At 55.1% G+C, this 13,338-nt stretch carries 11 protein-coding genes; 7 read left to right on the top strand and 4 right to left on the bottom strand.

Going from position 1 to position 13,338, the window contains the following annotated elements:
• Positions 1-171: 171 nt before the first annotated feature.
• The 3 genes from malG to malE form a co-directional block, all read right to left on the bottom strand.
• The gene (malG, locus tag JKP81_RS12565; protein ID WP_200552016.1) at positions 172-1,062 is read right to left on the bottom strand and encodes a maltose ABC transporter permease MalG; all 891 of its coding nucleotides are present in this window, start codon (positions 1,060-1,062) and stop codon (positions 172-174) included.
• Between the two features lie 14 nt (positions 1,063-1,076).
• Positions 1,077-2,621: a maltose ABC transporter permease MalF gene (gene malF, locus JKP81_RS12570; RefSeq protein ID WP_200552017.1), complete on the bottom strand. Its 1,545-nt coding sequence runs from the start codon at positions 2,619-2,621 to the stop codon at positions 1,077-1,079.
• 189 nt (positions 2,622-2,810) lie between these two features.
• Positions 2,811-4,001: a maltose/maltodextrin ABC transporter substrate-binding protein MalE gene (malE, locus tag JKP81_RS12575; RefSeq protein WP_200552018.1), complete on the bottom strand. Its 1,191-nt coding sequence runs from the start codon at positions 3,999-4,001 to the stop codon at positions 2,811-2,813.
• A gap of 370 nt (positions 4,002-4,371) precedes the next feature.
• Between malE and malK the strand changes: the two genes are divergently transcribed.
• The 5 genes from malK (at position 4,372) to ubiA (ending at position 9,627) form a co-directional block, all read left to right on the top strand.
• Positions 4,372-5,481 (top strand): maltose/maltodextrin ABC transporter ATP-binding protein MalK, encoded by a 1,110-nt coding sequence (gene malK / locus JKP81_RS12580; RefSeq protein WP_017459430.1) that lies wholly within the window; start codon positions 4,372-4,374, stop codon positions 5,479-5,481.
• Between the two features lie 180 nt (positions 5,482-5,661).
• On the top strand, positions 5,662-7,005 hold the full coding sequence (locus JKP81_RS12585) for a maltoporin (RefSeq protein ID WP_200552019.1): 1,344 nt from the start codon (positions 5,662-5,664) through the stop codon (positions 7,003-7,005).
• A 108-nt stretch (positions 7,006-7,113) separates the two neighbouring features.
• Positions 7,114-8,061, top strand: a complete 948-nt coding sequence (gene malM / locus JKP81_RS12590) for a maltose operon protein MalM (protein ID WP_200552020.1) — start codon at positions 7,114-7,116, stop codon at positions 8,059-8,061.
• Between the two features lie 180 nt (positions 8,062-8,241).
• Complete coding sequence (gene ubiC / locus JKP81_RS12595; RefSeq protein WP_200552021.1) at positions 8,242-8,739, top strand: chorismate lyase; 498 nt, start codon at positions 8,242-8,244, stop codon at positions 8,737-8,739.
• Between the two features lie 12 nt (positions 8,740-8,751).
• A complete protein-coding gene (gene ubiA / locus JKP81_RS12600; RefSeq protein ID WP_200552022.1) occupies positions 8,752-9,627 on the top strand; it encodes a 4-hydroxybenzoate octaprenyltransferase in 876 nt (291 codons plus the stop codon).
• A gap of 39 nt (positions 9,628-9,666) precedes the next feature.
• On the opposite strand, the gene plsB is transcribed toward ubiA, so the two are convergent.
• Positions 9,667-12,090, bottom strand: coding sequence for a glycerol-3-phosphate 1-O-acyltransferase PlsB (gene plsB, locus JKP81_RS12605; protein WP_200552023.1), 2,424 nt, complete (start codon positions 12,088-12,090; stop codon positions 9,667-9,669).
• A gap of 130 nt (positions 12,091-12,220) precedes the next feature.
• Here plsB and JKP81_RS12610 point away from each other — a divergent pair, with 130 nt between their 5' ends.
• Together JKP81_RS12610 and lexA are read left to right on the top strand one after the other, a co-directional pair.
• On the top strand, positions 12,221-12,589 hold the full coding sequence (locus tag JKP81_RS12610; RefSeq protein ID WP_200552024.1) for a diacylglycerol kinase: 369 nt from the start codon (positions 12,221-12,223) through the stop codon (positions 12,587-12,589).
• Positions 12,590-12,697: 108 nt separating this feature from the next.
• Positions 12,698-13,315 (top strand): transcriptional repressor LexA, encoded by a 618-nt coding sequence (gene lexA, locus JKP81_RS12615; protein ID WP_017459437.1) that lies wholly within the window; start codon positions 12,698-12,700, stop codon positions 13,313-13,315.
• Positions 13,316-13,338: the final 23 nt, after the last annotated feature.

A 13,338-nucleotide genomic window follows, 5' to 3' on the forward strand; every position in this document is an offset into this window, starting at 1 on the left:
GGGTGATACAAGTTGAGGGTGCAGTGGCAACGCCGGTCATCTTTCAGGTGATCGCTGCGTTGGCTTCCTTTACTCACCCCGGTCACTGACGTCAGTCAGCTCCCGGGGATTCATATAGTTGCCGCCGTGCTCTCATCCGAACTATTTAGGGCGTAATAACAACAATGAAAATTAACCTTTCACACCGCCTGCGGTCAGGCCGTTAACCAGCCAACGCTGCGCAAGCAGGAAGACAACCGTAATGGGGATCGCGGACAGCACCGCCGCCGCGGCAAAATCGCCCCACAGGTAGTTTTGCGGGTTGAGATATTGCTGCATCCCGACCGCCAGCGTGTAACTGTTGACATCGCGCAGCAGCAGCGAGGCAACCGGTACTTCGGTAATGGCGGCGATAAACGACAGAATAAACACCACCGCCAGAATCGGCACCGAAAGCGGCAGCAGCACCAGGCGGAACGCCTGCCACGGTGTTGCGCCATCCAGCGAGGCGGCCTCTTCCAGCGAACCGTCGATCGTTTCGAAATAACCTTTGATCGTCCACACATGCAGCGCGATCCCGCCCATGTAAGCGAAGATCACCCCGCCGTGAGTATTCAGGCCGATAAACGGCACGTACTGGCCGAGCCGGTCAAACAACGCGTACAGCGCCACCAGCGACAGCACCGCCGGGAACATCTGGAAAATCAGCATCCCTTTCAGCAATGTCGCTTTGCCGCGAAAGCGCATGCGGGCAAAGGCGTACGCAGAAGTGGTGGAGAGCGCCACAATGCCGATCGCGGTGATCACGGCGATTTTCACCGAGTTCCACAGCCACAGCAGCACCGGGAACGGCGGCGGCGTGACGCGGCCATCGGCGTGTTCGACGCTAAAGCCCAGCGCGAGGCGCCAGTGCTCCCACGAGATATTTTCCGGAATTAAACTGCCGGTGGCGAAGTTACCTTCACGCAGCGAAATGGCGACCACCATCAGCAGCGGGAACATAATCGCGGCAATAAACACCAGCAATAACAAATGGGTGATAAACAGCCGCAGCTTTTGCGATTTCGCCTGCACCATAGCCATAATTTTCGTCCTCCTTAATCGAATTTCATGCGCGTAGCTTTCAGGTTGACGATAGCCAACGCACCCACCAGCAGGAAAATCAGCGTGGCGATAGCGGCAGCGAGCCCAAAGTCCTGACCACCGCCGCCTTCAAAGGCGATGCGATAGGTGTAGCTCACCAGCAAATCGGTATAACCGGCAGGCGTGGTGGTGCCGATGCGATCCGGGCCGCCGTTGGTCAGCAGTTGGATCAGCACGAAGTTGTTAAAGTTAAACGCAAAACTGGCAATCATCAGCGGCGTCAGCGGCTTGATCAGCAGCGGGAAGGTGATGCGGAAAAAGTTTTGCAGCGGCCCGGCACCGTCCATGGCCGATGCTTCATACAGATCGTCGGGGATCGCTTTCAACAGCCCCATGCACAGGATCATCATGTACGGGTAACCGAGCCAGGTGTTGACGATCACGATCATCGAGCGAGCGGTTGCGGGATCGCTAAACCACGCCGGTTTAATGCCAAACAGCGCGCTCAGCATCATGTTGATCTCACCAAAGCTCTGATTAAACAGCCCCTTGAAGATCAAAATGGAGATAAACGACGGTACGGCATACGGCAGAATTAACAGCACGCGATAAATCGCTTTGCCTTTGAGGGATTCCCACTGCACGACGCAGGCCAGCACCATGCCTACGGCAACGGTCAGAACCACGGTCAGCACCGAGAACACCACCGTCCAGATAAAGATCTCAATGAACGGTTTTTGAATGCCTTCATCGGTAAAGACGCGAGTGAAGTTATCCCAGCCGATGGTCACGGTATAACCGGGGCTGAGCTTTTCGCTACCCCAACTGCCGTCGGCGTTAATCGCCTGGAAGTAGCCGATATCGTTGTTCGGGCGGTATTTCACGCCGCTCTGGTTGTTGAGCAGCGTGCCGTCCTGTTCAAGCTGATACAGCGGGCGCGTACCGGAGAACTGACGCAGCGAACTCATTGCCACTTTGCTGCCATCCGGCAGGAGGGCAGTCAGTTGGTTCAGCGCCTGGCGGTTTTGCGTGATGATGCGCAGATTGGCGCGCTCGCCAGCGGGCACGGCGTCAGCCTCTTTTAATGTCAGTTGTTGCTCGCCGCCGGGTTTGAACGCATCGGAAACGTAATTTTTGCCGCTGTCGCCGTCGGTCAGCGCCAGTCGCCACGCGTCACCTTCCGGGTAAAGCCCAAAGTTATACGCTTTGCCTGCCTGGTAGGAACGATCGAGCAGCACCTGCTGCGCACGCTCCTGAGTGAGCTGGTTGGTGCTGCTGTAGTTGGTAAACGCGATGGCGATGGTACAAATCAGCGGGAACAGGACAAACAGCCCCATACCGGCCACGCCGGGGTAAACATAGCGCCAGGCGTATGCCTTGCGATTGGCGAAAATATAGAGGCCCGCCGAGCTGAGGACGAGCGTGGTAATGGCGAAAAGGTATTCCCCCTGGGCATACATCATAACGACAAGGTAAGCCACCAACAGGCCAACAACGGTGATGGCCGCCCATGCGAGTTGCGGGCTTTGCCACCAGTGGCGTTTTCTTCTTACATCCATGGGGATTTCCTCTCTACTCGACACCCTTCACGCTGCCGCTTTGTTGGCCGCGGTTCCGCACGCTGGTCGCTTACATTTGTAAGCGCTCCGGGGTACACATCGTTGCCGCCGTGATGCACGCGAAGGATGCCGCGTATACAACATATCCAATTCGCCTTATCCCCATCCGGGGATAAGGCATTCACATTTTTACTTGGTAATACGACCCTGGGCGTCTTTCAGCGCGGCGTCGACGGTCTGGCGATCGCTAACGGCATTGATAACCGCGGTGCGTGTGGCGTACCAGAAGGCGGCCATTTGCGGGATGTTCGGCATGATTTCACCGGTTTTCGCGTTATCCATGGTCGCGGCGATGCGCGGGTCTTTCGCTAACTGATCCTGATAGGATTTCAGCGCGACCGCACCCAGCGGTTTGTCCTTGTTAACGTCTGCCAGACCTTGATCGGTCAGCAGGTAGTTTTCGAGGAACTCTTTCGCCAGCTCTTTGTTCGGGCTGGCGGCGTTGATGCCTGCGCTCAGCACGCCAACGAATGGTTTAGAAGGCTTGCCTTTAAAGGTTGGCAGCAGCGCGACGCCGTAGTTGATTTTACTCTTATCAATGTTGGCCCACGCCCACGGACCATTGATGGTCATCGCGGTTTCACCTTTGTTGAACGCCGCTTCTGCAATCGAGTAATCCGTGTCGGCATTCATGTGTTTGTCTTTAATCAGCTTCACAAGGAAGCTAAGACCGGCTTTCGCGCCTGCGTTATCGACGCCGACATCTTTCACGTCATATTTGCCGTTTTCAAACTTGAAGGCGTAACCGCCGTCGGCGGCAATCAGCGGCCAGGTGAAGTACGGTTCTTGCAGGTTGAACATCAACGCGCTCTTACCTTTCGCTTTCAGCTGTTTATCCAGCGCCGGGATCTCTTCCCAGGTTTTTGGCGGGTTCGGCACGAGGTCTTTGTTGTAAATCAGTGATAAAGATTCGACAGCAATTGGGTAGGCAATCAGCTTGCCGTTATAACGCACCGCGTCCCAGGTGAAGGGGAACAGCTTGTCCTGGAAGGCTTTATCCGGGGTGACTTCCGCCAGAAGACCGGATTGCGCATAGCCGCCAAAGCGGTCGTGCGCCCAGAAAATAATGTCCGGGCCGTCGCCGGTTGCCGCAACCTGCGGGAATTTCTCTTCCAGCTTATCCGGGTGTTCTACGGTAACTTTAATGCCGGTGTCTTTCTCAAATTTCTTACCCACTTCGGCAAGGCCGTTATAGCCTTTATCGCCGTTGATCCAAATGACCAGCTTACCTTCTTCGATTTTGGCGAGGGCAGAGGCGGAAAACATCATCGTCGCCACTGCGGACAAAGCGAGGATGCGTGCGCCTGTTTTGATTTTCATATATCCCGTCCTTTAGGTGATGTGCTCGTGGATACGCTCAAGGTAGTTCGACGGGATTAGTCTCCTTTTTTGACAAGCGCTTCTCATCCTCCTTGACCCTACGCCCCTGCGGTGATTTGTGTGATCTCTGTTACAGAGATTTGCATTATGTGTGTGAGCGCACATAAAAAAGCGCCGATTTTTGCAGAGTCCATCACGAAAATGCCCACCGCCCCCCCATCCAGGGGGCAGAGCCGTTGTTCTCATCCTCCCGTCTCCTCCCCCATAAAAAACCAAGGGGGTGGAGGATTCGCCCGCTGAATCGATGCTCCATAGTCAGCCCACGTTGAATGTTTCTGTTGGTGACAGGTTGTAACGAAGGGAGAAGGGCATGGCGAGCGTACAGCTGCGTAATGTAACGAAAGCCTGGGGCGATGTGGTGGTGTCGAAAGACATCAGTCTCGACATCCACGAAGGAGAATTCGTGGTGTTTGTCGGCCCGTCAGGCTGTGGTAAATCGACGCTGCTGCGCATGATTGCCGGGCTGGAAACCATCACCAGCGGGGATTTGCTGATTGGCGATACCCGCATGAATGAGGTTCCTCCCGCAGAACGCGGCGTTGGCATGGTGTTTCAGTCCTACGCGCTCTATCCACATTTGTCGGTTGCGGAAAATATGTCTTTCGGCCTGAAGTTAGCGGGCGCGAAAAAAGAGATGATCAAATCGCGCGTCACGCAAGTCGCGGAAGTGCTGCAACTGGCGCATTTACTGGATCGCAAACCGAAAGCGCTCTCTGGCGGTCAGCGTCAGCGCGTGGCGATTGGTCGTACGCTGGTGGCTGAACCCCGCGTCTTCTTGCTTGATGAACCTCTCTCCAACCTTGATGCCGCCCTGCGTGTGCAGATGCGTATTGAGATCTCCCGTCTGCACAAACGTCTTGGCCGCACGATGATTTACGTCACCCACGATCAAGTGGAAGCGATGACGCTGGCCGACAAAATCGTGGTACTCGATGCCGGGCGCGTAGCGCAAGTGGGCAAACCGCTGGAGCTGTATCACTACCCGGCAGACCGTTTTGTCGCCGGTTTTATCGGCTCGCCGAAGATGAACTTCCTGCCGGTAAAAGTGACCGCCACCGCCATTGAACAGGTGCAGGTTGAGCTGCCTAACCGCCAGCGCGTGTGGCTGCCGGTGGACAGTGCCAATGTGCAAGTCGGCGCGAATATGTCTTTGGGCATCCGCCCGGAACATCTGCTGCCCAGCGACATCGCCGATGTCACGCTGGAGGGCGAAGTTCAGGTCGTCGAACAGCTTGGTCACGAAACACAAATTCATATCCAGATCCCTGCAATACGCCAGAACCTGGTCTACCGCCAGACTGACGTGGTGCTGGTAGAAGAGGGTGCCACATTCGCCATCGGCTTACCGCCGGAGCGTTGCCATCTGTTCCGTGAAGATGGCACCGCCTGCCGCCGGTTACATAAAGAGCCGGGCGTTTAAGCGTACCCCACAAAGCGTTTACACAAAGCCATTCGCATTATGTCGAGGCGGCAACGTAATGACTCTCCAGCAGCGTACAACAGTACCAGGCCGGGATTCATGACGGCAGCCAATAAAGAGATAGCGCGAAGGGGGATGTGTAAAAAAAAGAAAAGCAAAGCAAGCTCAGGAGATAGAACGATGATTACTCTGCGCAAACTTCCACTGGCTCTCGCCATCGCGGCAGGCGTACTGTCTGCACAGGCGGGTGCTGTTGATTTCAAAGGTTACGCCCGTTCGGGGATTGGCTGGACCGGCAGCGGCGGCGAGCAGCAATGCTTCCAGGCCACCGGTGCTGGTTCCAAATACCGTCTCGGTAACGAATGTGAAACCTATGCAGAATTAAAACTCGGTCAGGAAGTGTGGAAAGAAGGCGATAAAAGCTTCTACTTCGACACGAACGTTGCGTACTCAGTCGCGCAGCAAAATGACTGGGAAGCTACTGACCCAGCATTTCGTGAAGCCAACGTACAAGGTAAAAACCTGATTGATGCGCTGCCGGGCTCCACGATCTGGGCAGGTAAACGCTTCTATCAGCGTCATGACGTACATATGATCGACTTCTATTACTGGGATATCTCCGGCCCGGGCGCTGGTCTGGAAAACGTCGATCTCGGCTTTGGTAAACTCTCTCTGGCCGCGACCCGTTCGACGGAAGCAGGCGGCTCCGCTACCTTCGCCAGCAACAGTATTTATGATTACACCGAAAAAACGGCTAACGATGTGTTCGACGTGCGTCTGGCACAAATGGCAGTCAACCCGGGCGGTACATTAGAGTTCGGCGTTGACTATGGCCGCGCCAATACCCGTGACGGTTACCATTTATACGATAATACCGAAACGAAAGATGGCTGGATGTTCACCGCTGAACACGTTCAGAGCATGCTGAAAGGCTATAACAAATTTGTCGTGCAATACGCGACCGATGCGCTGACATCACAGGGCAAAGGGTTGTCGCAAGGCTCCGGTATTGGCATCGAGAGCAATAGTAAACTGCCTTATAGCGCCAACAACAACGGTTCCCTGCTGCGTATCCTCGACCACGGTGCAATTTCTCTGGGTGATAATTGGGATCTGATGTACGTCGGTATGTATCAGGACATTGATTGGGATAACCAGAATGGTACCAAATGGTGGACCGTCGGCGTGCGCCCAATGTACAAATGGACACCAATCATGAGCACCTTGCTGGAAGTCGGTTACGACAACGTCAAATCCCAGCGCACTAACGACACCAACAATCAGTACAAAATCACCCTTGCGCAACAGTGGCAGGCAGGCGACAGCATCTGGTCTCGTCCGGCAATCCGCGTATTCGCAACCTATGCGAAATGGGATGAAAAATGGGGTTACAACACCAGCGGTAATCCAGGCACGAATGCCAATTATGGCCTGGCAACCCGCAATGGTACGGGCGGCTCAAGCTTCGGTCGTGGCGATAGCGACGAATGGAGCTTCGGTGCCCAGATGGAAATCTGGTGGTAAGTTTTTCCCTCATGTAATGACCAAAAGAGGGGCGAAAGCCCCTCTACTCCTGATAAACAGCGCGCTATTGCCTGGCCACCGCTGTTTCGCATCCTGAAGGTGATAACAATGAAAATGAAAAAAAGTCTCATCGCCCTGTGTCTCTCCGCGGGTTTGCTGGCGGGCGCTCCGGGTGTCAGTTTTGCTGATGTGAATATCGTCCCACAGAACACCGCGGCAGCGCCGTCGATTCCGAACTCTGCACTTCAACAACTCACCTGGACACCTGTCGATACGTCCAAAAGCCAGACGGTTCGGCTTGCAACTGGCGGGCAGCATCTGAACGTCGCGGGCATAACCGGCCCTGTCGCGGCGTTTAGCGTGCCTGCCAATATTGGTGAACTCACGCTAACGCTTTCCAGCGATGTTAATAAAAATACCGGGGTTTTTGCGCCAAACGTGCTGGTATTTGATCAGAATATGTCGCCTGCAGCCTATTTTCCCAGTAGCTATTTTACCTACCAGGAACCGGGAGTTCTAAATGCTGACCGACTGGAAGGGGTTATGCGCCTGACACCTGCGCTGGGCCAGCAGAAGCTTTATATCCTTGCGTTTACGACCGAAAATGATTTGCAGAAAACCACCACGCTGCTCGATCCGGCCAAAGCCTATGCTAAAGGCGTGGGCAACGCGATCCCTGATATCCCCGATCCGATTGCCCGTCATATTGCCGACGGAGTGGTAAACCTGAAAGTGAAAAATAGCAGTGGTTCCAGTGTATTAGTCGGCCCGCTGTTTGGCTCTTCTGGCCCGGCTTCCGTTACCGTGGGCAACACCGCCGCACCGGCTTACAACACGCAACCGGCGCCTGCCGCCGCGCCCGCTGCGGCTCCTGCGCCAGTGGCGAAAAGCGAGCCGATGCTCAACGATACAGAGAGCTACTTTAACCAGGCCATCAAACAAGCCGCTGCTAAAGGTGATATTGATAAGGCGCTGAAATTATTGAATGAAGCAGAACGCCTCGGGTCGAAATCCGCCCGTGCCACTTTTATCAGCAGTGTAAAAGGCAAGGGGTAATCTCTCCCCACAATGCTGATATTTGCAGCAACTGGTGCGTCGCCTGACGCACCTTTTTTTCCGGCGCAGATGCGCGCTGTTGCGCATCTGTTGCGCTGATGAAAACTGAATGAAGTTTCCCCGCCCCGTGCGCCGGTTCTGCGATACAATAACGCTACGTTATGTACCGGAGAGTAAGGCATGTCACACCCTGCGCTTACGCAACTGCGAGCGCTGCGCTACGTAGACGCAATTCCCGCGCTTGAACCGCAACTGCTCGAGTGGCTGTTGCTGGAAGATTCGATGACCAAACGTTTTGAGCAACAAGGCAAGACGGTCAGCGTTACGCTGATTCGGGAAGGCTTTGTGACGGTGGATGAGATCGCCGAAGAACGCGGCAGTCTGCCGAAGGAGGATCGTTACTGGTTGCGGGAAATTATTCTCTGCGCCGACGGGGAACCCTGGCTCGCCGGACGCACCGTGGTGCCCGAATCTACGCTGAGCGGCCCGGAACTGGCGCTGCAAACCCTGGGTAAAACGCCGCTTGGGCGATATCTCTTTACCTCATCTACGCTTACGCGTGACTTTATTGAAATTGGTCGTCATGAGCAGCTCTGGGGACGCCGTTCCCGTCTGCGCCTGGGCGGAAAACCGCTGATGCTGACCGAACTGTTTTTGCCTGCATCGCCGCTGTACTAAGAGGAAAAGAAAATGGAGTGGAGTCTCACGCAGACTAAGCTGTTGGCCTTTCACAGGCTTATGCGTACGGACAAACCAATTGGCGCTTTGCTGCTGCTGTGGCCAACGCTGTGGGCGCTGTGGGTGGCGACGCCGGGCGTGCCACCGCTGTGGATTTTGCTGGTTTTTGTCGCGGGCGTCTGGCTGATGCGCGCTGCCGGTTGTGTCGTCAATGATTATGCGGATCGTAAATTCGACGGTCATGTTAAACGCACGGCGAATCGCCCGTTGCCAAGCGGCGCGGTCACGGAAAACGAAGCGCGCGTGCTGTTTGTGGTGCTGGTGCTGTTGGCCTTCGCGCTGGTGCTGACGCTGAATGTCATGACCATTTTGCTCTCCGTCGCGGCGCTGGCGCTGGCGTGGGTTTACCCGTTTATGAAGCGCTATACGCACCTGCCGCAGGTGGTGCTCGGCGCGGCGTTCGGCTGGTCGATTCCGATGGCGTTTGCCGCTGTGAGTGAATCTGTACCGCTGAGCTGCTGGATTATGTTTCTCGCCAATATCCTGTGGGCGGTCGCGTATGACACGCAGTATGCGATGGTTGACCGTGATGACGATGTGAAGATTGGGATTAAGTCGACGGCTATCTTGTTTGGTCGTTTCGACAAGCTAATTATCGGGATTTTGCAGGTGGCTGTGCTGGTGCTGATGACGCCTATTGGCTGGCTGAATGGGCTGGGCTGGACGTACTACGGGACGGTGCTGATTGCCGGTGTGCTGTTTGTTTACCAGCAAACGTTGATTGCTGGTCGCGACCGCGATGCCTGTTTTAAAGCATTTATGAACAATAACTATGTGGGGCTGGTGCTGTTTTTAGGGCTGGCGTTGAGTTATCTGCATTTGCCTTGAGTTTTTCCCCTCTCCGTGAAGAGAGGGGAAAATTTCCTGTCACGCTTCCGCTTGCGTCGCGCTCTCAATCGTCAGACGCACATCCGACGTTATCAAGTCCGCCAGCATCTGGTACACGTTTAAGGTACGTGCCGGATCCGCATCGCCGGTATCGCTGATATAACCTTCATCGCGCAGCGTCAGCACCAGCGTACTGAATACCGCTTTATCGAAGAACTCCGGCGCGTTGATGCCGTGCAGCACCGACAGGCGCTGCGCCAGCGTGCGGCTCTCTTTTTCCAGCGTGCTGCGGTTCATCGCCGGATTGGCGCTCAGCAGCCAGAAAGTAATGGCGTAACGCTGTAAGGTTTCGCGCGCGCCTGCCGCCAGCAGTTGCAAGGTGCGGGAGTGCGCCGGATTGATGCTCAGACGATCGTCTTTTACCGTCAATAAGCCCTGGCGCAGCAGTTCTTGCGTCAGGTTCTCCAGCACTTGTGCCAGCTCCGATTTTTCCCAGCGCAGGAACAGCTCGGCTTTCAGCATCGGGTAGAGTAACTCGACGTGGCGCAGGATCTCGCTACGGGAGATCGCGCGGTGCTGGGTGACAATCGCCGCCAGCAGCGACGGCAGCATCAGCATATGCGCAATGTTGTTGCGGTAGTACGTCATCAACACCGCCTGCTCACGCGGCAGAATGATGATATCGCCGATGGTGTCTTTCTCGACTTCGAACTTGTTCATCTGCAGCGCGTGGTCGATAAGCTCGCTAGCGCTGGCCGACGGCGTGGTCGAATCCGGGGAATAAGGCACGTTGCGCATCAGCTCAAGATAACAGCTTAACTGCTCGGTCAGTTGCTCGCGGGTCAGCGAACGCTGGCGGGAAGCCAGCAGCGCCGTACAGCACAGGTTCATGGCGTTAGCCGCACCGGCGTTGTTGATGCGCACCATCAGGTCAGCGGCAATGGTGTTCACCGTTGGTGTTAACCACGCCGGGCGGATAGATTCAATCGGATCGATGGCTTCGCGCCACTCCGGAACATGGTGATTCAGGTAGTTCATCAGCGGGATCGGTTCGCCGAAGTTAACATAACCCTCACCGAGGTTACGCAGCTTGCTTAAGCCACGCACCATCTGCAACAAGCTCTCTTTCTCTTTCGTCGCGCCACGCAGCTCTTTGGCGTAAGTACCCACTTCCATCACGTGTTCATACCCGATGTAAATCGGCACCAGCGTGATTGGACGCGTGCCGCCGCGCAGCATCGCCTGGATGGTCATCGACAGCGTACCGGTTTTCGGATCCAGCAAACGCCCGGTGCGCGAACGTCCACCTTCAACGAAGTACTCCACCGAATAACCACGGCTAAACAGCTCTCCCAGATATTCGCGGAACACGGTGGAATAAAGCTTGTTGCCTTTAAATGTCCGGCGAATAAAGAAAGCGCCCAGGCGGCGGAAAATCGGCCCGGCAGGCCAGAAATTCAGGTTGATACCGGCGGCGATATGCGGCGGCACCAGCCCCTGGTGATAGAGCACATAGGAGAGCAGCAGGTAGTCCATATGGCTGCGATGGCAGGGCACATAGACAATTTCGTGGCCGTCGTGCGCCAACTGGCGTACGCGCTCGGCATTATGCACATTAATGCCCTGGTAGAGACGGTTCCAGGTAAAACCCAGAATGCGGTCAGTCAGGCGGATCATCTCGTAGGAGAAGTTCGCGGCAATCTCTTCCATCAGCGCGATGGCGTTTTGCTGCGCCTTATCATGGGAGATTTTTTTGCTGCGCGCTTCATCTTCAACGGCGCGGGCAATCGCTTTAGAAGAGAGCAATTTGTTAAACAAATCCTGACGCGCCGGCAGGCGTGGGCCTACTGCGGCCAGACGCTGGCGGGCAAAGTGCATACGCGCCACGCGCGCCAGTTTCTGCGCGATAATTTTATCGGTGCCGTGCTCCGTCGCCATACGGCGCAGCGAAACCGGCGGTGAGAAACGCACAAAGCTGTCGCGGCCAAGCCAGGAAACAGCAAAGAATTTCTGGATGCCGTTCAGCATGCGCAGCGGTGGGTTAATTTCGCCTTTTTCTCGTCCGGGAGAACGGCCAAACATCACCGATACCGGCACCATTTGCACATCCAAATCGGGATGGCTGCGGTGTAAATCCAGGTAGTCGTGGAACAGCTTGATCGACTCTTCTTTCGGCGCGTAATAGGTGAAGACGCGCGGGCCGCCGTGGATAAACACGAAACGCGGCAGCAACGCGCCGTCGATTTCCAGCGGTTCAAGGGGATCAGGCAGCTCATGCGCCAGACACTGCGCACGTAAAGTCAGTAAGTCTGCCTTTGAGTTATAAGGCAGCACGTACATGATGGGGCGTGATGTATCGAGACCCAGTTCCTGTGCAGGTTCTGCGGGGATCGATTTACTTTTTACCAGCACGCTTAATGGTAAATTCAGTAATTTGTAGTAAATTCGTGGCCAGCCGGACATAAAGGATGTAAAGCCTCTGGTTAATAGTGCCATTGCGCCGCAAGAATATCAGAAAGCGCACATAATTTCTGTTGTACCGCTGCGTGCTTGCTGAGACATTGACGCCAATTTAATAAAAAGGTTCTTTTAAATGGCTAATAATACCACCGGTTTCACCCGGATCATTAAAGCCGCTGGATATTCCTGGAAAGGCGTTCGCGCCGCCTGGGTTAATGAAGCGGCATTTCGTCAGGAAGCCGTTGCGGTTATCCTGGCAATTATAATCGCTTGCTGGCTCGATATTGACACCATGACGCGCGTAATGCTGATTGGTTCTGTGACGCTGGTAATGATTGTCGAAATTCTGAACAGCGCCATCGAAGCCGTGGTAGACCGTATTGGTGCAGAATTCCATGAACTTTCCGGGCGGGCGAAGGATATGGGGTCGGCGGCGGTGCTGATGTCCATCCTGCTGGCGATGTTTACCTGGATCGCATTACTCTGGTCACATTTTCGATAACGCTTCCAGAATTCGATAACGCCCTGGTTTTTTGCTTAAATTTGGTTCCAAAATCGCCTTTAGCTGTATATACTCACAGCATAACTGTATATACACCCAGGGGGCGGGATGAAAGCATTAACGGCCAGGCAGCAAGAGGTGTTCGATCTTATTCGCGATCGCATCACTCAAACCGGTATGCCACCAACGCGTGCGGAAATCGCACAGCAATTGGGGTTCCGTTCCCCAAATGCGGCGGAAGAACACCTCAAGGCGCTGGCGCGCAAAGGGGTTATCGAAATCGTATCTGGCGCATCACGCGGTCTTCGCCTGCTGCTTGAAGAAGAAGAGGACGATATTGGCTTGCCGCTGATTGGTCGCGTCGCTGCGGGTGAGCCGCTGCTGGCGCAGCAGCATATCGAAGGCCATTACCAGGTCGATCCGAGCCTCTTTAAACCTCATGCAGATTTCCTGCTGCGCGTTAGTGGCATGTCGATGCGTGACATCGGCATTATGGATGGCGATCTGCTGGCGGTGCACAAAACGCAGGATGTACGTAACGGCCAGGTTGTTGTTGCGCGTATTGAAGATGAAGTGACGGTCAAGCGTTTGAAAAAACAGGGGAATACCGTCGAACTGTTGCCGGAAAATAGCGAGTTTTCGCCGATCGTCGTCGATTTGCGCGATCAAAACTTCACAATCGAAGGGTTGGCGGTCGGTGTCATTCGTAATGGCGCATGGCTGTAACGCACATTCGCTCTGCTGCGGGG

Origin of the sequence: Kosakonia sp. LAM2021 (assembly GCF_016620385.1) — a bacterium.
Lineage (GTDB): Bacteria > Pseudomonadota > Gammaproteobacteria > Enterobacterales > Enterobacteriaceae > Kosakonia > Kosakonia sacchari.

Bases quoted from the DNA above. Each gene is read 5' to 3' on its own strand.
- ubiC (WP_200552021.1), top strand. From the start codon at position 8,242: ATGTCACACCCTGCGCTTACGCAACTGCGAGCGCTGCGCTACGTAGAC.
- ubiA (WP_200552022.1), top strand. From the start codon at position 8,752: ATGGAGTGGAGTCTCACGCAGACTAAGCTGTTGGCCTTTCACAGGCTT.
- malG (WP_200552016.1), bottom strand. From the start codon at position 1,062: ATGGCTATGGTGCAGGCGAAATCGCAAAAGCTGCGGCTGTTTATCACC.
- malK (WP_017459430.1), top strand. From the start codon at position 4,372: ATGGCGAGCGTACAGCTGCGTAATGTAACGAAAGCCTGGGGCGATGTG.
- plsB (WP_200552023.1), bottom strand. From the start codon at position 12,090: ATGTCCGGCTGGCCACGAATTTACTACAAATTACTGAATTTACCATTA.
- malF (WP_200552017.1), bottom strand. From the start codon at position 2,621: ATGGATGTAAGAAGAAAACGCCACTGGTGGCAAAGCCCGCAACTCGCA.
- lexA (WP_017459437.1), top strand. From the start codon at position 12,698: ATGAAAGCATTAACGGCCAGGCAGCAAGAGGTGTTCGATCTTATTCGC.
- malE (WP_200552018.1), bottom strand. From the start codon at position 4,001: ATGAAAATCAAAACAGGCGCACGCATCCTCGCTTTGTCCGCAGTGGCG.
- malM (WP_200552020.1), top strand. From the start codon at position 7,114: ATGAAAATGAAAAAAAGTCTCATCGCCCTGTGTCTCTCCGCGGGTTTG.
- JKP81_RS12610 (WP_200552024.1), top strand. From the start codon at position 12,221: ATGGCTAATAATACCACCGGTTTCACCCGGATCATTAAAGCCGCTGGA.
- JKP81_RS12585 (WP_200552019.1), top strand. From the start codon at position 5,662: ATGATTACTCTGCGCAAACTTCCACTGGCTCTCGCCATCGCGGCAGGC.